This window comes from Glycomyces sambucus (assembly GCF_900102815.1).
Lineage (GTDB): Bacteria > Actinomycetota > Actinomycetes > Mycobacteriales > Micromonosporaceae > Glycomyces > Glycomyces sambucus.
Genome location: NZ_FNGF01000004.1, coordinates 120122 through 141748, shown reverse-complemented (window position 1 = coordinate 141748; position 21627 = coordinate 120122). Strand labels below are relative to the sequence as shown.

Annotated in this window: 19 protein-coding genes and 1 pseudogene; 13 read left to right on the top strand and 7 right to left on the bottom strand. The window is 73.5% G+C overall.

Annotated features, from left to right (window positions below; all coding sequences use genetic code 11):
* The first annotated feature begins 19 nt into the window (after positions 1–19).
* Entirely contained in the window at positions 20–1186 is a 1167-nt protein-coding gene (locus BLS99_RS13125) for an ROK family transcriptional regulator (protein WP_091050096.1), read from the top strand.
* Positions 1187–1273: 87 nt separating this feature from the next.
* Entirely contained in the window at positions 1274–2008 is a 735-nt protein-coding gene (locus BLS99_RS27650) for a VOC family protein (protein ID WP_091050093.1), read from the top strand.
* 113 nt (positions 2009–2121) lie between these two features.
* Here BLS99_RS27650 and BLS99_RS26975 read toward each other — a convergent pair.
* From BLS99_RS26975 to BLS99_RS13100, 4 genes and pseudogenes are all read right to left on the bottom strand, one after another.
* A pseudogene (locus BLS99_RS26975) lies at positions 2122–3378 on the bottom strand (MFS transporter); the annotation flags it as partial.
* Between the two features lie 52 nt (positions 3379–3430).
* Entirely contained in the window at positions 3431–3886 is a 456-nt protein-coding gene (locus BLS99_RS13110) for an RpiB/LacA/LacB family sugar-phosphate isomerase (RefSeq protein ID WP_091050089.1), read from the bottom strand.
* On the bottom strand, positions 3886–5271 hold the full coding sequence (locus BLS99_RS13105; protein ID WP_091050086.1) for a ribokinase: 1386 nt from the start codon (positions 5269–5271) through the stop codon (positions 3886–3888). The genes BLS99_RS13110 and BLS99_RS13105 overlap by 1 nt, the downstream gene beginning before the upstream one ends.
* A 278-nt stretch (positions 5272–5549) precedes the next feature.
* Positions 5550–6545, bottom strand: a complete 996-nt coding sequence (locus BLS99_RS13100) for a LacI family DNA-binding transcriptional regulator (RefSeq protein ID WP_143034787.1) — start codon at positions 6543–6545, stop codon at positions 5550–5552.
* A gap of 267 nt (positions 6546–6812) precedes the next feature.
* Here BLS99_RS13100 and BLS99_RS13095 point away from each other — a divergent pair, with 267 nt between their 5' ends.
* Positions 6813–7838 (top strand): GNAT family N-acetyltransferase, encoded by a 1026-nt coding sequence (locus tag BLS99_RS13095; RefSeq protein WP_176953344.1) that lies wholly within the window; start codon positions 6813–6815, stop codon positions 7836–7838.
* Between the two features lie 91 nt (positions 7839–7929).
* Here the strand turns inward: BLS99_RS13095 and BLS99_RS13090 are convergent, their stop codons facing one another.
* On the bottom strand, positions 7930–9141 hold the full coding sequence (locus tag BLS99_RS13090; protein WP_091050076.1) for an MFS transporter: 1212 nt from the start codon (positions 9139–9141) through the stop codon (positions 7930–7932).
* A 182-nt stretch (positions 9142–9323) separates the two neighbouring features.
* On the opposite strand from BLS99_RS13090, the gene BLS99_RS13085 reads away from it, so the two are divergent.
* Positions 9324–9881, top strand: a complete 558-nt coding sequence (locus BLS99_RS13085; RefSeq protein WP_091050072.1) for a TetR/AcrR family transcriptional regulator — start codon at positions 9324–9326, stop codon at positions 9879–9881.
* Between the two features lie 246 nt (positions 9882–10127).
* Complete coding sequence (locus tag BLS99_RS13080; RefSeq protein WP_176953343.1) at positions 10128–11144, top strand: LacI family DNA-binding transcriptional regulator; 1017 nt, start codon at positions 10128–10130, stop codon at positions 11142–11144.
* Between the two features lie 70 nt (positions 11145–11214).
* Here the strand turns inward: BLS99_RS13080 and BLS99_RS13075 are convergent, their stop codons facing one another.
* Positions 11215–12144, bottom strand: coding sequence for a diacylglycerol/lipid kinase family protein (locus tag BLS99_RS13075; protein ID WP_091050063.1), 930 nt, complete (start codon positions 12142–12144; stop codon positions 11215–11217).
* A gap of 71 nt (positions 12145–12215) precedes the next feature.
* On the bottom strand, positions 12216–13181 hold the full coding sequence (locus BLS99_RS13070) for an NAD(P)-dependent alcohol dehydrogenase (protein WP_176953342.1): 966 nt from the start codon (positions 13179–13181) through the stop codon (positions 12216–12218).
* A gap of 277 nt (positions 13182–13458) precedes the next feature.
* Here BLS99_RS13070 and BLS99_RS13065 point away from each other — a divergent pair, with 277 nt between their 5' ends.
* The 8 genes from BLS99_RS13065 to BLS99_RS13030 all read left to right on the top strand — a co-directional run bounded on the left by BLS99_RS13065 (position 13459) and on the right by BLS99_RS13030 (position 21567).
* Complete coding sequence (locus tag BLS99_RS13065; protein WP_091051370.1) at positions 13459–14376, top strand: MurR/RpiR family transcriptional regulator; 918 nt, start codon at positions 13459–13461, stop codon at positions 14374–14376.
* On the top strand, positions 14373–15143 hold the full coding sequence (locus BLS99_RS13060; RefSeq protein WP_091050056.1) for a sugar isomerase domain-containing protein: 771 nt from the start codon (positions 14373–14375) through the stop codon (positions 15141–15143). Before BLS99_RS13065 ends, BLS99_RS13060 begins: the two co-directional genes overlap by 4 nt.
* Before the next feature lie 114 nt (positions 15144–15257).
* Complete coding sequence (ngcE, locus tag BLS99_RS13055) at positions 15258–16610, top strand: N-acetylglucosamine/diacetylchitobiose ABC transporter substrate-binding protein (protein ID WP_218126466.1); 1353 nt, start codon at positions 15258–15260, stop codon at positions 16608–16610.
* A gap of 22 nt (positions 16611–16632) precedes the next feature.
* On the top strand, positions 16633–17547 hold the full coding sequence (locus BLS99_RS13050) for a carbohydrate ABC transporter permease (RefSeq protein WP_091050050.1): 915 nt from the start codon (positions 16633–16635) through the stop codon (positions 17545–17547).
* Complete coding sequence (locus tag BLS99_RS13045; protein WP_091050047.1) at positions 17544–18386, top strand: carbohydrate ABC transporter permease; 843 nt, start codon at positions 17544–17546, stop codon at positions 18384–18386. Before BLS99_RS13050 ends, BLS99_RS13045 begins: the two co-directional genes overlap by 4 nt.
* 48 nt (positions 18387–18434) lie before the next feature.
* Positions 18435–19631, top strand: coding sequence for a family 16 glycosylhydrolase (locus tag BLS99_RS13040; protein ID WP_091050043.1), 1197 nt, complete (start codon positions 18435–18437; stop codon positions 19629–19631).
* 4 nt (positions 19632–19635) lie between these two features.
* Positions 19636–20568 (top strand): N-acetylglucosamine kinase, encoded by a 933-nt coding sequence (locus BLS99_RS13035; RefSeq protein ID WP_091050040.1) that lies wholly within the window; start codon positions 19636–19638, stop codon positions 20566–20568.
* Positions 20569–20640: 72 nt separating this feature from the next.
* A complete protein-coding gene (locus tag BLS99_RS13030) occupies positions 20641–21567 on the top strand; it encodes an NAD-dependent epimerase/dehydratase family protein (RefSeq protein ID WP_091050036.1) in 927 nt (308 codons plus the stop codon).
* Positions 21568–21627: the final 60 nt, after the last annotated feature.

The window sequence follows — 21627 nt, the reverse complement described above, 5'->3', positions numbered from 1 at the left end:
AACCGAACAGGGAGAACGCATGGACGACGAGGCCGCGGCGAGGGTCGCACTGCTCCAAGGCGCGTCGGCCGCCGCCGCGCGCGTCTTCACCGTGCTCCTCACCCGCGGGCCGATCAGCCGCATCGGCATCGCCAAGGCCACCGGCCTCTCCCAGGCCGCCGTCACCAAGACCGTGACCCCCCTGGTCGCCGCCGGGCTCGTGGACGATCGGCTCGGCACCCAGCGCGCCGGCCAGCCCGGCCGCCCCGTCAGCCCCATCGCCGTGATCCCCGACGCGCTCACCGCGATCGGCGTCAAGATCAACGTGGACGAGGTCATCGCGGTCGCCACCGACCTGCGCACCGGCGTCCTCGCCGACGAGCGCGCCCCCCTCCGCGACCGCGACCCCGACGCCGTCGTGGACGCCGTCGCCGCGATCATCGCGACCCTCGAAACCGCGCTCGGCCCCGCCGCCGCCCGCGTCGCCGGGATCGGCGTCGCCGTCTCCGGCGACGTGGAGGCCGCCACCGGGACCGTCCGCGAATCCGGCCTCATGGGCTGGACCGGCGTCGACCTCGGCGAGCGCCTGCACGCCCGCCTCGACGCGCCCGTGGTCGTCGAGAACGACGTGCGCGCCTTGACGATCGGCGAGCACTGGTTCGGCATCGGCCTCGGCACCGACTCGTTCGCGATCGTCACCATCGGCCGCGGCATCGGCTCGGGCCTGCACGTCAACGGCGAGGTCGTCGAGGGCGCGTACGGGGTCGCGGGCGAGATCGGCCACCTGCCGCTCGCCGCGCCCGACCGGATATGCGCGTGCGGGCGCCGCGGCTGCGTCGAGGCGGTCGCCGCCTCCGCCGCCATCGCCGACGCCGTCTCCAAGGCCCACGGCCGCCCCGTCGGCATCGAGGAGGCCGCGCGCCTCGCCCACGACGGCGACCCCGCCGCCGCGGGCGCCTTCGGCGAGGCCGCCGCCGTCATCGGCACCGCGATCGCGAGCCTGGTCAACCTCGCCGGGCCCGAACTCGTCATCATCGGCGGCGAGGGCGTCGCGGACTTCGACCTCTTCGACGCGCCCCTGCACGCCGCGTTCCGCGAGCACGCCTTCGGCGCGGCCGGCCGCTGCCGGATCGCCGTGCGCCCCCACACCTTCGAGGACTGGGCCCGCGGCGCCGCCGCGGCGGCGATCCGCACCCTGGTCCGCTAGACCCACCGGACCCGAAACAGTTTCATAGGCGGCCGGACGAAATCCCGTCTAGCCTTCCCGGTACCACCGACCGGCGAAGGAGCCCGAATGAGCCTGACCCCCAACGAGACCACCGTCCCCCTCCTGCCGTGCGCCTCCGGCGAGGAGACCACCGCCTTCTACAAGTCCCTCGGCTTCGCCGTCACCTACGAGCAGTACCGGCCCTACCTCTACCTCGTCTTCGAGCTGAGCGGCTTCGCGCTCCACTACGGCAAGGCCCCCAAGGGCATCGACCCCGCGAACGAGGACGCTGGCGGCTGTCTCGTCATGGTCGACGACGTCGCCGCCTACCACGCGGCCTTCACCGCCGCCATGCGCGCGGCCCACGGCAAGGTCCTCGCGACCGGCCTGCCGCGCCTCACCCGCTACCGGCCCGGCGCCACCCGGTTCACGCTCATGGACCCCAACGGCAACAGCATCGTCTTCATCCAGCGCGACGAGCCCATGGAACTCGAGTACGGCGGCGACAAGACCCTGCCCCCGCTCCAGCGCGCCCTCGACAACGCCCGCATCTACCGCGAGTTCAAGAACGATGACAAGGCCGCGTTCCGGGTCGTCACCTCCGCGCTGCGCCGCCACGGCGACGCGGCCCCGGTCGACCGCGCCCTCGCGTACGCGACCCTGGTCGAACTCGCGCTGGCCCTGGGGGAACCGGAGCGCGTCCCGGGCCTGAAGGCCGACCTCGCGGCCGTCCTCCCCGAACTGTCCGAAGGGGACCGCAAGCGGGTCGCCGACGAGGCGCGGCTCGCCGAGGACCTGGAGAGCTGGGCCGGGGACGCGTGAAGGGGCGGAGCCCTCCGGCTCCGCCCCTCCTCCACTTTCCCTAAGTCGCGCTGAGCCTCCGCGACGAGCGCGTTCACACGGGCGCGCTCCTCGCGGCCCCAGGTCTCCTTCGTCAGCAGGATCCCGACGAGGCCGACCAGCGCCGCGAACAGGTACAGCATCGACGCGCCGGGCCAGCCGAACCGCCCGACCAGCGCCGCCGCGAGCAGCGGCGCGAAGCCGCCGAGGGCCGCGGCGATCTGGTAGCCGAGGGAGGCGCCCGAGGTGCGGGTCGCGGTGCGGAACTGCTCGGTCAGCAGCGCGCCCTGCGTGCCGGTGAGCGAGGCGTGGATGAGGCCGATGCCGATCACGAAGACCGCGACCACGAGCGCCGGTTCACCGTCGTTCGTCAAGAGGTACATGGGGAACGCGAACAGCGCGGCCGCGATGCACCCGCCGATGTAGATCGGGCGCCTGCCGATCCGGTCGGTGAGAGTGCCGGCCAGGAACGTCACGGCGATCGCGGTGATGCTCGCGGCGGTGATCGCCCCGAGCGCGGTCGGGCGCAGGTCCGGTTCGCGTTCGGAGATGTAGTTCAGCAGGTAGGTCGCCGTCGAGTAGTACGCGAAGGACTCGACCACGCGCAGGGCGATGACGCGGAGGATGCCGCGCCAGTCGTCGCGCCAGGTGGCGAGGAACGGGTTCTTCTCGGTCTTGCCGGCGGCCTGGGCCTCCTGGAACTCCGGGGACTCCGACAGGCGCGAGCGCACGATGAGCGCGACGATGACGAGCACGGCGCTGAACAGGAACGGCGTGCGCCACTGCCAGTCGCCTTCGAGGGTCGCGCTCCAGGCGAACATGCCGCTGGCGAGGGCGATGCCGAGCGGGTTGCCGGACTGCGGGATCGCGGAGAACATGCCGCGGCGGTGCCACGGCGCGTGCTCGTAGGCCATGGTGATCGCGCCGCCCCATTCGGCGCCGAACGCCAGGCCCTGGACCATGCGGACCACGGTGAGGATGATCGGCGCGGCGATGCCGATCTGCGCGTAGGTCGGCATGAGGCCGATCGCGAAGGTCGCGGCGCCCATGACGATCATGGCGGCGACCAGGACCGGCTTGCGGCCGTAGCGGTCGCCGAGGTAGCCGCCGACCGCGCCGCCGAGCGGGCGCATGACGAAGCCGACCGCGAGGGTGGCGAACGCGAGGAGCGTGCTGGTGAGCGGGTCCTCGGAGGGGAAGAACACGGGGCCGAAGTACAGCGCCGCGGCCGTGCCGTAGGCGATGAAGTCGTAGTTCTCGACGCTCGTGCCGGCCGCCGCGGCGATCGCGGTCTTGACGCGGTCCTTCGAGCCGAGCGGGCTCCGTACGGGGGCGGCTGCTGTCTGGGACATCGGGGGATCTCCTTTGATCAGTGTCGGTAAAGGACAGTCGGGAGTGGACAGATCAGTCCGCGGGCGCGGACCGGTCGAGGGCGTTGAGCTTGGCGACCCGGCGGCGGGTGTCCTCGTCGTCGTCGAAGACGGCGGCCAGGAACTCGCGGACGATGTCGGGGATCAGGGCGTGGGGGACGAGCCAGGCGCCCATGGCGATGGCGTTGGCGTCGTCGTGCTCGACGGCCTGGTGCGCCGAGTACGGCTCGTGGGCGAGGCCGCAGCGGATGCCGGGGAGCTTGTTGGCGGCCATGACCGCGCCCTGCCCGGTGCCGCACACGAGGATCGCGCGCTCGGCGCGGCCGTCGAGGACCGGAGCGCAGGTGGCCTGCGTGATGTCCGGGAAGTCGACGGGGTCCGTGCCGGTGGTCCCGCAGTCGAGGACTTCGTGGCCGAGGGCTTCGATCACCTGCCGCACGGTGTCCTTCATGGGGAAGCCGGCGTGGTCGGCTCCGAGCGCGATCTTCATCAGGTGGTGTTCCTTTCGGTGGTGTTCGCCGCGGCGGCGGGCGCCGCGACCGGATCGGGGACGGGCGCCGCGGCGGGGCCGGTGCCCCGGTGCGAGTTGACGGCCGCGGTCTCGGTTTCCGCGGCATCGGCTTCGGGCGGGGCCGCGTGCGATTCGCGTGAGAGCGGTTCGAGGGCTTCGACCTCGGCCCTGGCGGGGATCGAGGGCGAGGCGCCCGGTCGCGTGACCGCGAGAGAGGCGGCGTCGAGCGCGCGCCGAAGTCGTCGGGGGAGCGGCAGATCGGCGAGCGCCGCGAAGTAGCCCGCGAACGTGTCGCCCGCGGCGGTGGTGTCGACGGCCTCGACCGGCCGGGCCGCGGCCCGCCCGAAGACCCCGCCGACGCGGTAGGCGGCGCCCGCGGCGCCGAGTGTGCAGATGACATCCCCGCCGGTCGCGGAGGCGACCGCGGTCAGGAGCGATTCGACGGAGCGCGCGGAGCCGGTCGCGGCCGGGTCGGCGCCACTCGCGGCACCGGCACTGCTCCCGGCGGCCGGGTCGGTGCGGCTGTCGTTGCCGCTCAGCGCGATCGCGGTCGGTTCGCCGTGAGGGCTGCCGCCGGTCGCGGTCGTAGGGGCCGAGCCGGTTCCGGCCTGAGCGGCGCTTCCGGCGCCGCCCTGCGGACCCGCGGCGCGACTGGTGGCCGAGCCGGGATGCACGCTCGGTGAATTGTCGGTGGCGCCGAGTAGGGTGGCGATCCGGTCGAGCTCGTGCTCGTTGACCAGAAGGAGGTCATGCCCTTCGATCAGCTCTTGCAGCCCCTCAGGTGCGGGGGCCGCGTTCCAGACGACGGTCGCGCCCGCTTCGCGGGCGAGTCGCGCGGCGAGCCGCGAGGTCGCGGCGGGGATCTCGTTCTGGAGCAGCAGCACCTCGCCGGGGCGTAGTGCGCGGCACGCTTCCCGCACGGCCGCTTCGGGGATCGCGTGGTTGGCGCCGGGCACGATGACGATCGAGTTCTCGGCCCGGTCGTCGATGAACACGAACGCCCGGCCCGATGGGAGGTCGTCAAGGCGGGCGACGCCCTCGGTGTCGATGCCGTCGGCGTCGAGCGCGCCGAGGACCGCGGACCCGTCCCGCGTGCCGACCGCCCCGACCATGCGCACGGCCGCACCGGCCCGCGCGGCGGCGACGGCCTGGTTCGCGCCCTTGCCGCCGAGCGCGGTGTCCGACGACCGCGCGCCCAAGGTCTCCCCGGGCCCGGGGAACCGCGGCACCCGCACCGCGTCGTCGATGTTCACGCTGCCGACCACGAGCACACGGGTGCGAGACGGCAGTTCAGCGTCGACCGTCCCGGGCCGGGCGGCAGCGTCGGCGCGAGCCGCCGACCGCTCAGCGGTCTTCGCCGACATCGGTCCGACTGCTGTGCGCGGCGCGGACCGGACCGGGCCGACCGCCCCTGGGTCGGGTACGAGTCCAACGGCCGAGCGGGGGTCGGGTTCGCGGCCGGGCGCAGTATCCGATCGCAACGGCGCAGCGCCGCCCGCGTTCGCGGGCCGGTGCGCCGTCGTCGAGCGGATCGCCGCGGACGGGGGCGATGCCGCTTCGCCCTGGTTCGGCCGCTCCGCGCCGACCGCCGCGTTCGGACCCGCGGCATTCCCTGTCGCGGGCGCGGACTCATATGCGGCGCTCACGAGGCGGCCCCCTCGGACCGGTCCACGAACGACGTGGCGATGCGCTGGGACCCGGGGGTGCCGCCGCCGATGAGTTCGAGGAGTCCCCTGACTCCGGCGCGGCCGATCTCGGGGGCGTCGTTCCTGACCGCACTCACGGGCGGCGACATGAAGGCGAACCACTCCACGTCGTCGAAGGACACGAACTCGATGAGCGAGGCCGCCTCCGCGCCCAGCCGCTCGTGGACGGCCCGCATCGCGCCGAGCGTGGTCTGGCCGTTGGCGCCGAACACCGCCGTCGGCAGCGCGCCGCGGTCGAGGATGCGGAGCATCGCCTCGGCGGCCCCGTCGGCGAGGAAGTCGCCCGCGTCCACCAGGAGGTCGTCGGTGCTGATACCGTGCGCCGCACGCCCGGCCAGGTAGGCGTCGTGCCGCTCCGCACCGGTCGAGAAGCTCTCGGGACCGCCGATGAACGCCACGTCGCGGTGCCCGCGGCGCTGGAGCCACGCGAGCGCCTGGGCCACGCCGCCGGCGTTGTCGGTTCCGTACAGGGGCGCGTCGACCCCGTCGATCGACCGGTTGAGCAGCACGATCGGCAGGTTCGAGGCGAGGAGCGCGTCGAGCCGGGGCGTCCTGGGGCCCTGCGGAGACAGCAGGAGCCCGTCGATGCGCTGCGCGGCGAACACGTCGAGCACCGCGTCGGCCTGCGCCGCGTCCTCGTTCGCGTTGGCGAGCACCACGGTGTACCCGTGCGCGCGGGCCTCCTGCTCGGCCGCGTGGGCGAGTTCGGAGAAGAACGGGTTGCGGATGTCGGAGACGAGCAGGCCGAGGACGTCGGTGCGGGCGCGGCGCAGGGAGCGGGCCGGGCCGTTCGCGATGTAGCCGAGGTCGGCGGCGGCCGCGAGGACGCGGCGGCGCGAGTCGGGGGACGTCTGGGGGCTGCCGCTCAGGACCCGGGACGCCGTCCCGACGGCGACCCCGGCACGTGCCGCGACGTCTTTGATCGTGGCCAACTGTCCCACCTCTCTGCGGAAGTCATGGAAACGATTCCATGACGGAAACGTTTCCACCGTAACACCGGCCGCCGAGGAGCGCAACCGCGCCCGCGCCGAGAACGCCCCCGCGCCCCTGAGTCGATGCGAAGCCTCGTTCGAGTGACGCCGGTACCTCTGAAGCTCGGGCGCGGTCTGCAGAAGCCGGTCGACCTCGCGGGCCGGACGCCGCTACATCCGGCTCCGGGCGTCGGCTCGCCGGCCCAGCGAATGCGCCATACTCGGCCGATGCAGATCCGCATGCTCGATCCAGCAGACGACCGCGCCGTCACCGGTGCCATCGCCCTGAAGGAGGCGGTCCGCGCGGCTGACGCCCCCGAGTACCCCCGCCCAGTCGAGCAGTCCCTGCGAGCCGCCCTCCTCCATCCGCGCCCGGGACTCGACGTCGCCCACTGGACCGCCATAGAAGACGGCGGCACCATCGGCTACCTCAGCGTCTCGCTGTTCACCGACGACAATCCGCACCTTGCGGCGGCGGAGCTCATGGTCCACCCCGACCATCGCCGTCGCGGCCACGGCGCAGCGCTGCTCCGGCGCTGCATCGACTTCGCTGCCGCGAACGGTCGCACCGCTATCGTGCTCAGGACTCCCACCCGTTGGAGCGATGGACCGCCCCGCCCCGAGGCCGGTGCGAAGTTCCTGGAAGACAACGGCTTCGCGGTCTCCTTCGTCAACGTCCGCAGTCGCTTGCACCTCAGCGCCCTCGAACCCGAGGCGGAGCAGCGGCTCTGGGCCCGGTCCGTCGCGGCTTCGGGACCCGACTACGAGCTGCGCACCTGGACGGGACCGGCCCCTGACGACCTCTTCGCGTCCCTGTGCCGCCTGGACGCCAAGCGCCGCACCGAGATCCCCATGGGCGACATGCAGCTCGAGGCAGAGGCCGTCGACCTCGGCCGCGCCCGGGAGAAAGAGGACGTACTCGCCGCCGTGCACCAGGTCCCGGTCAAGGCCGCGGCAGTGCACCGCACCACCGGTCGTGTCGCCGCCTTCACCGACCTCCGCGCCTTCGAGGACCCGGACACCGCGCACGCCTTCCAGGACCTCACCATCGTCGACCCCGCCCACCGCGGCCACCGGCTCGGCCTCCTCGTCAAGCTCGCGAACCTCCGCCAGACCCGCCGGCGCTTTCCGCAGATCAAGGAGATCTGGGCCGAGAACGCCGACGTCAACGAGCGCATGATCGCGATCAACACCGCACTCGGATTCAGAACGGTCGACGCGGTGAGTGTCTACCAGCGCAAACTGCAGCACTGACGAGATCCACCGGACGCGCCTGGACGAGGTACTCGAGCCGGGACAGGCGCTCCAGCGCCTCCGTCTGGCACCGCACCGCACCCCGGAACCCCTACGCCGCTTCGGTATCCGCCTTCGCCGTCCGCGACTGGAGCACGCCCGCCGCGGCCACGACGACGACGCCCGCGACCGGGACGATGAGCAGGCCCGTCCGCAGACTCGTCGCGTCCGACAGCAGCCCGATGAGCGGCGGCGACAGCAGGAAGCTCAGCCGCATCAGCCACGAGACCACCGTCAGCCCGGTCCCGGCCCGCAGGCCCGGCAGCTCGTCGGCCTCGTGCATCGCGGCCGGCACGAGGGTCGCCACGCCGAACCCGGCGGCGGCGAACCCGAGCACGGTGCCCGGGACGGTCGGGAAGGCCAGCGCCAGGCCCATGCCCGCGGCGGCGAGGAGACCGCCGGCGCGGGCGACGGCGCGCTGGCCGAAGCGGTCCACGAGGCGGTCGCCGACCATGCGCCCGATGAACTGGGCGCCGACGAGCGCGATGTACCCGGAGGCCGCGAGCGCGGCGGGCGCGGTGAGCTCGGTGGAGAGGTAGAGGGTCGCCCACGAGCTGCCCGCGTCCTCGACCAGCGTGCCGCCCATGGCGATGAGCACGAGCGCGGCCAGCACGAGGATCGTGCGCGAGCCGACCGCGCCGCGCTCAGCGCCCTCGCCCGCACGGGTCTCGGACCCGGTCTCGCCGTCGGGGCCGCGCAGGCAGAAGCGGAGCGCCACGAGGGCCACCGCGGAGAACAGCACGCCGGTGGCGGTGAGGTGCGCGCCGAGGGGCAGGTCGAGGGCGATGGCGGCGGCGGCCATGGAGCCGCCGATGACGGCGCCGATGGACCAGAGGGCGTGGAACGAGTTGATGATCGAGCGGCCGTAGCGGCGCTGGACGCGCAGGCCGTGGGCGTTCTGGGCGACGTCGGTGACGGAGTCGGCGGCGCCGGCCGCGAAGAGCAGGACCGCGACGGCGAGCGGGGCGGGCGCGAAGGCCGCGGCGAGGATGCCGCCCGCGGTGAGGACGGTCCCGGCCGCGGCCATCGGCGCCGAGCCGAACCGCCTGATGAGCGCCGCCGAGGCGAGCCCGGCGGTGATCGCGCCCGCGGGGAAGGCCGCCACGATGAGGCCGAACGCGGCGTTGTCGAGCCCGAACTCGGCCTTGATCTCGGGGAGCCGGGGGATGAGGTTGGCGAAGAGCGCGCCGTTGGTGAGAAACAGCGCCGCGACGGCGGCGCGGGCGCGCCGCAGTTCGGGGGCGGGCAGGGTGAGGGCACTCATGTGTACGACTGTACAAGGTTCATGTACGAACGTACACTCGACTCCCGGCCGGACCGGCCGCGCTCCCGGACGCCGCCACCCGAACGATCGCGCCCCGCACCGATCCCCCTCCCACCGCCGCCCCGACATCCGCCTCGGACCGCGCACCCGCCGATCGGCCGCCACGCAGTACGGTCGTCCACATGACTCAGGAGCGCGCCCGCGGCCGCCGGGACCCGGACCGGCGCGAGCGCATCATCGCGGCCTGCCTCGACGTGATCGCCGGGTCGGGCGTCGCCGGGACCTCCCACCGGAAGGTCGCGGCCGCCGCCGGCGTGCCGCTGGGCTCGATGACCTACTACTTCTCGGGCATGGACGAGCTGCTGCGGGAGGCGTTCGCGCGCTTCGCGACCTCGGTCAGCGACGAGTTCGAGCGGGCCATGGCCGCCGCCCGCACCCCCGCCGAGGCCCGCGCCGCCCTCATCGCGCTCATCACCGACACCGTCTTCGACTCCCACCGCGACCTCGTCCTCAGCCACGAGCTCTACACCCTGGCCGCCCGCGAGCCCGCGTTCCGCGACCTCACCAACGCCTGGATGGCCCGCTCCCGGGCCGCCCTGGAGCGCCACTTCGATCCCGCGACCGCCCGCATGGTCGACGCCCTCATCGAGGGCCTGACGATCCACCGCGCCCTCGACACCGAGCCGCAGGACCCACGCACGGTGGCCGCGGCCGTCGACCGGATCCTCGGCGGCGCATAGCCTTCGGCGAGCCCCGGGGCGCCCGGTCGCCGCTCCGCGTCGTCGCCCCGCCCGGTCGGCGCCGCCGACGCTCGCCGCGGCCGGGTATCTTGAACAGCGCCGTATCGTGAAGAGCGCCGCAAGGTGAACGGAGCCGCGCGCGGGCCACCCGAGGCGCAGTGAACACGACCCGAACTCTTATGATCGGCGTTGCCCGGACGGTGATCCACACCCATGCGCGGCGATCGACGTTCCGAAGGGGGAGCCGTGGGTGACAAGCGTCCTGCGCCGAAGGGCAAGGCCCCCGCGACCATCTACGACATCGCCCGCATCACGGGCGTCAACCCCTCCACGGTCTCCCGGGCGCTCAACCAGCCCGGCCGCGTCAGCGCCAGCACCGAGCAGCGCATCCGCGAGGCCGCCGCCGACCTCGGCTACCGCACCAACCCGATGGCGCGCGCCCTCCCCACCGGCAAGACCGGGACGCTCGGCCTCCTCGTCTCCGACCTCACCAACCCCGTCTACTTCGACCTCGTGCGCGGCGCCGAGCGCATCGCCCGCGAGCACGACACCATGCTCGTCTTCGCCGACTCCCAGGAGTCCGCCGAACTCGAGCGCTCCACCGCCGAGCGCCTCCAGATCGCCGTCGACGGCCTCCTCCTGGTCGCCTCCCGCCTGGAGGACGCCCAGATCCAGGAGCTCGCCGCCGCGAAGCCCCTCGTCGCCGTCAACCGGCCCGTCCCCGGCGTCCCCTCGGTCGCCCCCGACGTGCGGCCCGGCATGATCGAGGCCCTCGACCTGCTCCACGGGCTCGGCCACCGCCGCATCGCCTACCTCGCCGGGCCCGAAGCCTCCTGGATGAACGGGATGCGCTGGGTGACCGCCCACGACCTCGCCGTCGACCGCGGCATGTCCATCGTCGAGATCCAGTCCTCCGCGCCGACCCGCGACGGCGGCACCGAGGCGTTCGGGGAGGTCATGGCCGCCGACGTGACCGCCGTGCTCGCCTACAACGACCTCGTCGCGCTCGGCCTCCTCGGCGCCTGCCGGGAGCACGGCGTCGCGATCCCGCGCGACCTGAGCCTCATCGGCTTCGACGACATCTTCGGCGCCGACCTCTCGGCCCCCGCGCTGTCCACGGTCCGCTGCTCCTGGGGCGACATGGGCGAGCGCGCCGTCGCGAAGCTCCTGGGCGCCATCGAGGACGGCGACGCGAGCGGCGCGGAACTCAACCTGCCCACCGAGTTCGTCTCCCGCGCCTCGGTGGCCGCACCGGGCCGCTGAGGGCCGCTACCGAACAGGGCAGTTTTCGAGCAGGGCAGTCGTCAAACAAGGCGGCTGAAGAACAGGGCCGCTACCGAACGTGAAGCGCCCGCTCCTGCACCTCGACCGTGAACGCCGCGGCCTCGCCGAGGTCGTCGCCGTCGATCTCCAGCACCAGCGGCTGCGAGAGCCGCACCTCCAGCCGCTTCGCCCGCCCGTGCTGGGCGGTGTCGGCGCTGGCGGCGCGGTCCTGGCCGGTGATGAGGCGCCGGACCCCGTTGTCCCACATGTAGGACCGGAGCGTGTCGACCCACTGGCCGATGCCCTCGGCGCTGAGCAGCAGCAGGTCCAGCTCGCCGTCGGCCGGGTCCGCGTCCGGCAGCAGCCGGATGCCGCCCTGGAGCGTCCCGCAGTTGCCGACCAGCAGCGTGTGCCCGGCGGTGCGCTCGGGCTCGCCGCCGTCCGCGACGAGTTCGATGTCGACGACCTCGGTCGCGTTCACCGCCCGCCCCAGGGACTCCACATAGGCCAGCCAGCCGACGCGGCTCTTCAGGTCCTCGTCGGTCTGGGTGATCATGTGGGCGTCGAGGCCGAAGCCGGCCAGGACGGCGAAGGCGCTGCGGACCTGCTCGCCCTCGATCTCGGCCTCGATCCAGCCGAGGTCGAGCGGGCGGGCGCGGTCGCCGAAGGCCCGCTCGAACGCCTTCGCGAGGTTGTTCAGCGGGATGCCGAGGTTCCGCGCCAGGAGGTTCCCAGTGCCGAGGGGGACCACCCCGAGCTCGGCCCTGGTGTCGCTCTGCGCCAGCCGCTCGGCGACGGCGCGGACGGTCCCGTCCCCGCCGACCGCCACGATCGCCTCGGCGCCGGACTTGATCGCCTCGTCGGCGGCGCCGCGGCCGGGGTCCTCCGGGGTCGTCTCGTGCCACGACAGCACGGCGTCGGTGGCGGGGAGCGCCTTCCTCAGGTCCTCCCGCGCGGTCTTCGCCGGGTTCCACACGATCGCGATCCGGTCGCCCGCCATCACCTTCTCCTTGCAGCGCAGTCGTCGAGGTAGCACAGTCGTTGAGGTAGCGCAGTCGTCGAGCACTCAGCCTAGCGGGGCGCCGCGACCTCCACGACGACCTTCCCCCGGTTGTCGCCCGACGCGATGCGCGCGAACGCCTCCGGGGCCCGGTCCAGCGGGTACACCCGGTCGATCACCGGCGCCACGACACCGCCGACGATCAGGGCCGTCACCGCCTCCAGGTCGGCGCGCGACTGCGGCACCACCAGCACCCGCACGCGCTTCTTCGCGCCCAGGCCCGCGGCCGGTCCGGCGAGGAGCGTCGCGAACAGGATGCGCGTGTGCCCGCCGACCATGAGGTAGGCGCCGCCGGGTTTGAGCGCCCGCTGCACCCGGAACGGCGAGCGGTGTCCGATCAGGTCGATCACCCGGTCGTAGCGTCCGCGCCGGTCGGCCCAGTCCTCGTCCTCGTACCCGACCGCCTCGTCGGCGCCGATCTCCCGCAGGTAGTCGGCCTTGTCGGCCCGGTCGACGGCGGTCACCTCGGCCCCGAGGTGCTTGGCGAGCCCGACGACGAGCGCGCCCCCGGCGCCGCCCGCGCCGTTGACGAGCACCGCGTCGCCGCCCTTGACGCCCTGCGTGGCCCGGTAGGCGATGCACCCGGCCTGCGGGATCGCCGAAGCGTCCGTGAAGGACAGCCCCGGCGGCTTGCGGGCGAGGAGCTTCGGCGGCGTGGCCGCGTACTCGGCGAGCCCGCCCCGGTAGCCCAGCAGCTCCCCGAACACCTCGTCGCCGGGCGCGTACTCGGACACCGCGCTCCCGACCGACACCACGACGCCGGCCACATCGGACCCCGGCACGGGCCGGCGCGGGCGCCGCAGGCCGTTGAGGCGCGCGTAGAAGGGGCTCCCGGCGAGGTTCTCGCGGTCCGAGCCGTTGAGCGACGCGGCCCTGACCTCGATCAGCACCTCGCCCTCGGCCGGCACCGGCTCCGGGAGCTCGCCGAGCTCGACGGCGTCGGGGCTTCCGTACCGCTCCTGGATGACGGCTCGCATGGCGGACTCCTGTCTCGCGACGGTATGTCCAGCATAGACAAAGCAGGTCCGCGGCGCGGACGCCGACGTCCGCAGGTCATCGACATCCGTTGGGGCCCTTCGCCTTCGCTCTCCGTACGCGGCCCGGCCGCCGCGAGCCCCGGCCCGCCGCCCGCGGCTCGGACACCCCCGCCAGGAATCACCGATGAAATTTATTCTCCTGAAGCGTTGACTTGGCCGAGCGTTCATCGTAATTTTCTTCATAAGGAAGCTTCAATGAAAGGAAATTCCAGTGGCGGTGACGGTGCGAGGCCAGGGGGTGGTCGGGCGGCTGCGAACGGAACTCGAGACGCTCCCCGATGCGCTGCAACGGGTCGCGGTGCAGATCCTGGAGGACCCGGACGGGGCGGCGCGCGCGTCGATCGCGGACCTCGCCGAGCGGGCCGGAACCTCCACGGCCACCGTGACCCGGTTCTGCCGGGTGCTCGGCTTCTCCGGCTACGCGGAGCTGCGCGTCGCGCTCGCCGCGGAAGGCGGCCGGGCCGAGCAGGCCCGCTGGGAGACCGACATCGACCGCGAGATCGAGCCGGGCGACCCGCTCGACCGCGTGCTCGGCATCGTCGCCAGCGCCGACTCCCGCGCCATCCAGGAGACCGCGTCCCGCGTGGACCTCGACCGCATCGACCGGGTCGCCCAGGCCGTGGCCGAGGCCGGGCGCGTCGAACTCGTCGGCCTGGGCAGCAGCGGCACCGCCGCCCGGGAGCTCGCGTTCCGGCTGGAGCGCATCCGCGTCCCCTGCTGGTTCCGGCCCGACACGCACACCGCGCTCACCAACGCGGCCCTGCTGCGGCCCGGCGACGTCGCGATCGGCCTGTCCCACAGCGGCCGCACCCGCGAGGTGGTCGAAGTCCTCGCCGAGGCCCGCGAGCAGGGCGCCCTCACCGTGGCCGTGACCTCCTTCGAGCGCTCGCCGATGGCCCAGGCCGCCGACGTGGTCCTCACGACCGCCGTCCACGAGACGACGTTCCGCCTCGCCGCGCTCTCGGCGCTGCACTCGCAGCTCCTGGTCCTCGACCTCATCTACGTCGCCGTCGCGCAGCGCACCTACGAGCGCACCACCGAGGCGTTCGAGGTGACCGCCCGGGCCGTCCAGGCCCACCGGTTCGCCGACGACCCGAACCGCAACCGCCGCAACCGCTCCCAGGAGGACCAGTGACCGACCAGCCAGCCCGCCTCACCGGCCGGGCCTACCTCGACCTCGCCACCGAGACCATCCGCCGGGTGGGGGAGGAGCAGGGCGCGGCCGTGAGCGAGGCCGCGCGGCTCATCGCCGACTCGATCGGGGCCGGAGGGGTCCTCCAGGCGTTCGGGTCCGGGCACTCAGAAGCCCTCGCGATGGAGCTGGCCGGGCGCGCCGGGGGCTTCGTGCCCTCGAACAAGATCGCCCTGCGCGACCTCGTCCTCCAGGGCGGGCACCCCCGCGAGACCCTCGACGACCCGTTCCTGGAGCGCAACCCCGACATCGCGCGCCGGCTCCTGGAGACCGTGCCGACCGGGCCGGACGACGTGTTCGCCATCGCCTCCAACTCCGGCATCAACGGCGTCATCGTCGAGTTCGCTCTGCTGGTCAAGGAGAAGGGCCACCCGCTCATCGCCTTCACCTCCGCCGAGCACTCCGCGAAGACCCCCTCCCGCCACCCGTCGGGCCGGCGCCTGAGCGAGATCGCCGACGTGGTCCTCGACAACGGCGCCCCCTACGGCGACGCCGGGATGCCGCTGCCCGGCGGCGGCGCGGTCGGGGCCGTCTCCTCGGTCACCGCCGCCGTCCTCGCCCAGATGGTCGTCGCCGAGGCCGTGCAGCGCCTCCTCGACGCCGGGCGCACCCCGCCGGTCTACCTCTCCGCCAACATCCCCGGCGGCGACGACCACAACCTCGCCCTCGAAGCGCAGTACGCCGGGCGCATCCGCCGCACCGCCGCCTGACCTTCCGCAACCCCCGCAACCCTGCTTCCCCGCAACCCCGCAACCCCGCGACCTCGAGAAAGGCCCCTCATGAACGTCCAGCCCTCCCGCCGTACGCTTCTGCGAGCGTCCACAATGGCCGGTGCCGCGGCCGTGCTCTCCGGCTGCGTCACCGCCGGCGGCGACGACCCCGCCGAGCAGGCCACCGGCGCCGTCACCGACGACAACCCGCTCGGCGTCCCCGAAGGCGCCGACCTGGAGGTCGTCATGTTCGACGGCGGCTACGGCCAGGAGTACACCCGGCACGCCGTCACCCTCTACGAGGAGCGCCACCCCGACGCCACGGTCACCCACGAAGGGCTCCAGAAGGTCGGCGAGGTCCTCCAGCCCCGCTTCGTGTCCGGCGAACCGCCGGACGTGGTCGACAACTCCGGCGCCGGGCGCCTCGACATCGCCGCGCTCGCCGCCGCCGGGCAGCTCACCGACCTCGCCGACCTCCTCGACGCCCCCAGCCTCGACGACCCGGCGGTGACAGTGGGAGACCTCCTGCTCCCCGGCGTGGTCGAGGACGGCACCCTCGACGGCACCGTCTCCTTCCTCAACTACTCCTACGTGGTCTGGGGGATCTGGTACTCCCGGAGCCTCTTCGACCAGCACGGATGGACCCTTCCCGCCACCTGGGACGACATGCTCGCCCTGTGCGAGGAGATCAAGGGCGCCGGCATCGCGCCGTGGACCTGGCAGGGCAAGTACCCCGAGTACATGATGGACCCGCTCCAGTCCCTCGCCGCCAAGGCCGGCGGCCTCGACCTCGTGTACGCGATCGACAACCTCGCCCCCGACGCGTGGAGGCAGGAGGGCGTGCTCGCCGCCGCCGACGCGATCCACCGGCTCGTCGCCGGCGGCCACATCCTCGAAGGCTCCGAAGGGCTCTCGCACACCGAGGCCCAGAACGCCTGGTGCAGCGGGCAGGCCGCGTTCATCCCGTGCGGCTCCTGGATCGAGGGCGAGCAGCAGGGCGTCACCCCCGAGGGCTTCGACATGGCCATGGCCGCCGTCCCCGCCCTCACCGCCGCCGACGCCCTCCCCGACGGCGCCGTCCAGGGCGCCAGCAGCGAGTCGTTCCTCGTCCCCGCCCAGGCCCTCAACCCCCGCGGCGGCCTCGACTACCTCCGCTGCCTGTTCTCCGGCGAGGTCGCCCGCGGCTTCGCCGAGTCCGCCAAGGCCATGCCGGTCGTCAAGGGCGCCACCGACGGCCTCGACCTCACCAGCGGCCTCGCCTCCGTCGCCGCCGCACTGGAGACCGCCGGGGACAACGTCTTCGGCTACAAGTACCGCACCTGGTACCCCGAGCTCGCCGTCGAGGTCGACACCGCCACCGGCGAACTCCTCGCCGGACGCGCCGACCCCGAGCAGTGGGCCGACCGCATCCAGGCCGCCGCCGACGCCGTCGCGGCCGACGACTCCATCGCCAAGTACGAGCGCTGAGCACGCAGGGGAGGCCCGAGCCATGCGACACGGCAAGTACCGGTTCCTGATCGGGGCGCTCGCGCCGCCCCTGCTCCTCTACGGCGTCTTCGTCGTCTCGCCCTACGCCCAGGCGTTCTACCTCGCCCTGACCGACTGGGACGGCCTCTCCGCCGAGGCCGGCCTGGTCGGCCTCCAGAACTTCGCCGACCTGTGGAGCGACCCCCTGTTCCTCGCGGCCCTGCGCAACAACGGCCTCATGCTCGTGGTCGTCCCGACCGCCACGATCGCCCTCGCCCTCTTCTTCGCCGCCTGCCTCACCCTCGGCGGCGGCATGCGGCGGCGCGGGCGCGGCGTCCACGGCTCCGGCCTCTACCGCATCGTCTACTTCTTCCCGCAGCTCCTGTCCGTGGCCATCCTCGGCGTCCTCTTCCAGTTCGTCTACACGCCCGGGAACGGGCTCCTCAACGGCCTCCTCGGCGCGGTCGGCCTCGACGGGCTCCAGCGGTCCTGGCTCGCCGACCCCGCCACCGCGCTCCCCGCCGTCACCGCCGTCATGGTCTGGTCCGCCGTCGGCTTCTACGTCGTCCTCTTCACCGCCGCGATGGAGTCCGTGCCCACCGACGTCGTCGAGGCCGCCACCCTCGACGGCGCCGGCAGGTTCACCGTGTTCCGCCGCATCACCCTCCCGCTGGTGTGGGACAGCGTCCAGGTCGCCTACGTCTACCTCGGCATCCTCGCCCTCGACGGGTTCGCGCTGGTCCAGATCATGTCCGTCGGCCCCGGCGGGCCCGACAACGCCACCGAGGTCATCGGCCTCACCCTCTACCGCGCCGCGTTCACCTACGGCGAGTTCGGATACGCCTCCGCCATGGGCGTCACGCTCTTCTTCATCACCCTGACCCTCACTGCGCTCGCCATGCGCGCCACCAAGAGAGAGCGGGTGGAACTCGCGTGAAACCGCGCCTCCTGAAACCGCGCCTGACCGACGGCGCCCTGCACCTCGTCCTCGCCGTCTGGGCCGTCCTCGTCACCCTCCCGCTCGCGTGGGCCGTCCTCTCCTCCCTCAAGACCGACGCCGAGATCTTCGCCAGCCCCTGGTCCCTGCCCGCCTCGCCCCAGTGGGACAACTGGGCCCGCGCCTGGCAGGAGGCGAACATCGGCAAGTACCTGCTCAACACCCTCATCGTCGTCGGCGGCGCACTCGCCCTCGTCATGCTCCTGGGCGCCCTCACCGCCTACTGCCTCGCCCGCTACGACTTCCCCGGCAACCGCCTCGTCTACTACCTGCTCGTCGCCGGGATGCTCTTCCCCGTCTTCCTCGCCCTCGTCCCGCTGTTCTTCGTGGTCGACCAGCTCGGCCTCCTCGGCACCTACCACGGGCTCATCCTCGTGTACGCCGCCTACGCCCTGCCGTTCACCGTGTTCTTCCTCCACGCGTTCTTCCGCAGCCTCCCCGCGGCCACCGCCGAGGCCGCGTTCATCGACGGCTGCTCCCACACCGGCGTGTTCTTCCGCGTCATGCTCCCCATGGCCCGCCCCGGCATGGTCAGCGTCGGCATCTTCAACTTCCTCGGGCTGTGGAACCAGTACCTGCTGCCCCTCGTCCTCAACCCCGACCCCGACCGCTACGTCCTCGCGCAGGGCCTCGCCGCCCTCGCCGTCAGCCAGGGCTACCGCAGCGACTTCTCCGGCCTCTTCGCCGGACTCATCATTGCGATCCTCCCCGTCCTGCTGGCCTACCTCCTGTTCCAACGGCAGATCCGCTCCGGCCTCACCGCCGGCGCGGTCCGCTGACCGATCCCCGTCCGTCCGAGCCGAGTTCAACCGGAAAGGGAGCTCACCATGGCAACCACCCGCACCACCCGCCGCACCGCCGGCGTCGCCGCCGCGGTCCTCGCGGTCGCGGCGGCCGCCGCGGTCACCACCGCGGCCGACCGCACCGCCGACGCCGCCGAACCCGCCGCCTGCGACGGGGTCCTCTTCGACGACTTCGCCTACGACTCGCCGTCCGACCCCGACATCGCCGCCCGCGGCTGGACCGTCCGCACCAACGCCGGCGGACCCGGCGTCCCCGGCGCCGCCTGGCCCGCGAGCAACGTCTCGTTCCCCACCGTGGACGGCGCCAAGTCCCTGCAACTGCGCGCCGCCACCGACGGCACCGGCGGCGGCACCAGCCACGCCGAACTGTTCCACCAGCAGAAGTTCTTCGAAGGCACCTACGCCGCCCGCGTCAAGTTCGCCGACACCCCCGTCAGCGGCACCGACGGCGACCACCTCGTCGAGACCTTCTTCACCATCACGCCGCTCGACGCCCCGATGGACCCCGACTACGGCGAGATCGACTTCGAGTACCTCCCCAACGGCGGCTGGGGCGAGACCGGGCCGATCTTCTACCAGACCACCTGGGAGACCTACCAAGCCGAACCCTGGATCGCCGACAACACCCACACCGCCCAGCGCCAGAGCTTCAACGGCTGGCACGACCTCGTGTTCACCGTCTCCGGCGGCCACGTCAAGTACTACGTGGACGGCGCGCTCGTCGCCGACCACTCCGGGAAGTACTACCCGGAGACCCCCATGTCCGTCAACTTCAACCTCTGGTTCATCGACACCGCCGCCCACGCGGGCGGCACCAGCGTCTACCACCAGCAGGTCGACTACGTCATGCACACCGCCGGCGAGGTCCTCAGCCCCGCCCAGGTGAACGCCCGCGTCTCCGGCTACCGCGCCGACGGGGTCGACCACACCGACACCGTGGGCACCGGCGGCGGCGAATGCCCCACCGAACCGCCCACCACCGAGGAGCCCACCGACCCGACCGACCCGCCGACCGGCGGCGCCGACTGCGCCACCGCCCCGGACTGGGCCTTCGGATCGGTCTACACCGCCGGGAACACCGTCGTGCACGAACGCAGCGCCAACGGCGACCCGAGCGGCCCGAAGTCCGGCGACGGCGAGCACCTGTGGCGCGCCAACTGGTGGACCCAGGGCTCCGAGCCGGGCTGGACGCCGCAATGGACCGACCTGGGGGCATGCTGACCTCATGAGCAAGCTGGTACTCGGCCTGGACGTCGGGGGGACCTCCTCCCGCGCGATCGTGATCACCCTCGACGGCGAGACCGTCGGCCGGGGCGACGCCGGCGGGGGCAACCCGCTGGCCGTCCCGCCGGACCTCGCCGCCGCCGAGGTCGCCCGCGCCCTGCACGGCGCCCTGGCCGGTACCGACCCGACCCGCGTCGCCGCCGCGGTCCTCGGCCTCGCCGGGGTCAGCGGCTTCGACCAGCCCGACACCGCGGCGGCGTTCCAGCGCGCCTGGGACGCCGCCGGCCTCCGCTGCCCGGTCCGCGCCGTCGGCGACGCCCAGGTGGCCTTCGCCTCCGGCACCGACGAACCCCTCGGCACGGTCCTCATCGCCGGCACCGGCTCGGCCGCCGCCCGCATCGACGGCGACCGCATCACCCGCGTCGGCGACGGCCTCGGCTGGCTCCTCGGCGACCGGGGCTCCGGGTTCTGGATCGGCCGCAAGGCGGCGGCCGACACCGCCCTCAGACTCCAGGCGGGCCTGCCGCCGACACCGCTTACCGGACTCGTGGTGCGGGCGATCCTCGCAGCCGACCGCACTGACGGCCCGGACACATCCGACGCGTTCGTCATCGCCGTGCACCGGCGCCCGCCGCGCAGCCTCGACCGGCTGGCGCCGCTCGTCACCGAGGCCGCGCTGGCAGGGGACGCCGGCGCCGCCGCGATCCTCGACGAGGCCGCCGCGCACCTCGCCACGGCCGTCGCCGCGGTCCGCGATCCGGCCGAGGCCACGCCGATCGTCCTGTCCGGCAGCGTGCTCCGCGGCAGCGCCCCCGTGCGCGAGGGCGTGCGCGCCCGCCTCGCCGCCGCGTGGCCCGACGCGCCGGTCACCGAGGCCGGCCCGGCCGAACTCGGCGCCGCGAAACTCGCCGCCCAGTCGCTCCGGTCCCCCTGACCCCGGGCGGCGCCCGCCGTCGCACGGCCGATCTTGTACAGTCCCAGATCATCTCGAGGTTCGGAGGACGGCATGCGCGCCATCGTGCTCGGCGGGACCGGCGCCATCGGCGGCGCGACCGCACTGCTTCTAGCCGCAGCCGGGTGGCAGGTGGAGGCGACCGGTCGCGACCGGTCCCGGATGCCGCAGGAGCTGTCTCAGGCGGGGGTCCGGTTCCACGCCCTTGAACGCGGTGATGTCCGCGGCGTCGAGCGCCTGGTCGGCGATGGCGCCGACCTGCTGGTCGACCTCATCGCCTACAGCGCCGAGGACGTGCGGGCGATGCTGCCGGCCATGTCGGCGGTGCGCTGCCCCGTGCTCGTGTCGAGCCGGGCCGTGTACACCGACGACGCCGGCAGGCACCTCAACGGCGACGAGCCGCCGAGGTTCGGCGGCCCGCTCACCGAGACGGCCCCGACGCTGCCGCCCGCCCCCGAGGGCACGGACCCGTTCACCCGCGAAGGCTACGGACCCTGCAAGGCCGCGGCCGAGCTGACGGCCCTCGACTCAGGACTCCCGGTCACCGTGCTCAGGCCTTCGAAGGTCCACGGGCGCTGGGCCCGGAACGCGCGTACCAGAGCCGTCATCGAGCGGATGCGCGAGGGGGACCAGCACATCGCGCTCACGCGAGCGGATACCGTCGACCACCTCACCGCCGCCGCGAACGCCGCCGCCCTCATCGCGGCCGTCGCCGAGCGCCCGGGCCGGCGCATCTTGAACGCCGCCGACCCCGACACCCCGACCGCCGAGCAGATCGTGCGCGCCGTCGCCGCCGAGCTGTCCTGGCAGGGAACGATCGACGCCGCTCCCGCCGGGGCCGAACCGTGGCGCCACCCGTGGCAGACCCCGATGGTGCTCGACACGACCGCCGCCCGCGCCCTCGGCTACGAACCGGTCGGGAACGGCATCGACCTCATCGCCGACGAGGTCCGGTGGGTCCTCTCGGACGAGTCGGCCTGATCCGGCCCCCGAACACGCGCCGAGCCGGCACCGACTCCCGCACCGGTCCGCGTTCAGCCG

Excerpts from the sequence above, each read along its gene's own strand:
- BLS99_RS13035 (WP_091050040.1), top strand. The coding sequence starts at position 19,636 with ATGAGCAAGCTGGTACTCGGCCTGGACGTCGGGGGGACCTCCTCCCGC.
- BLS99_RS13095 (WP_176953344.1), top strand. The coding sequence starts at position 6,813 with ATGCAGATCCGCATGCTCGATCCAGCAGACGACCGCGCCGTCACCGGT.
- BLS99_RS13125 (WP_091050096.1), top strand. The coding sequence starts at position 20 with ATGGACGACGAGGCCGCGGCGAGGGTCGCACTGCTCCAAGGCGCGTCG.
- BLS99_RS13090 (WP_091050076.1), bottom strand. The coding sequence starts at position 9,141 with ATGAGTGCCCTCACCCTGCCCGCCCCCGAACTGCGGCGCGCCCGCGCC.
- BLS99_RS27650 (WP_091050093.1), top strand. The coding sequence starts at position 1,274 with ATGAGCCTGACCCCCAACGAGACCACCGTCCCCCTCCTGCCGTGCGCC.
- BLS99_RS13040 (WP_091050043.1), top strand. The coding sequence starts at position 18,435 with ATGGCAACCACCCGCACCACCCGCCGCACCGCCGGCGTCGCCGCCGCG.
- BLS99_RS13085 (WP_091050072.1), top strand. The coding sequence starts at position 9,324 with ATGACTCAGGAGCGCGCCCGCGGCCGCCGGGACCCGGACCGGCGCGAG.
- BLS99_RS13070 (WP_176953342.1), bottom strand. The coding sequence starts at position 13,181 with ATGCGAGCCGTCATCCAGGAGCGGTACGGAAGCCCCGACGCCGTCGAG.
- BLS99_RS13030 (WP_091050036.1), top strand. The coding sequence starts at position 20,641 with ATGCGCGCCATCGTGCTCGGCGGGACCGGCGCCATCGGCGGCGCGACC.
- BLS99_RS13110 (WP_091050089.1), bottom strand. The coding sequence starts at position 3,886 with ATGAAGATCGCGCTCGGAGCCGACCACGCCGGCTTCCCCATGAAGGAC.
- BLS99_RS13075 (WP_091050063.1), bottom strand. The coding sequence starts at position 12,144 with ATGGCGGGCGACCGGATCGCGATCGTGTGGAACCCGGCGAAGACCGCG.
- BLS99_RS13105 (WP_091050086.1), bottom strand. The coding sequence starts at position 5,271 with ATGTCGGCGAAGACCGCTGAGCGGTCGGCGGCTCGCGCCGACGCTGCC.
- BLS99_RS13050 (WP_091050050.1), top strand. The coding sequence starts at position 16,633 with ATGCGACACGGCAAGTACCGGTTCCTGATCGGGGCGCTCGCGCCGCCC.
- ngcE (WP_218126466.1), top strand. The coding sequence starts at position 15,258 with ATGGCCGGTGCCGCGGCCGTGCTCTCCGGCTGCGTCACCGCCGGCGGC.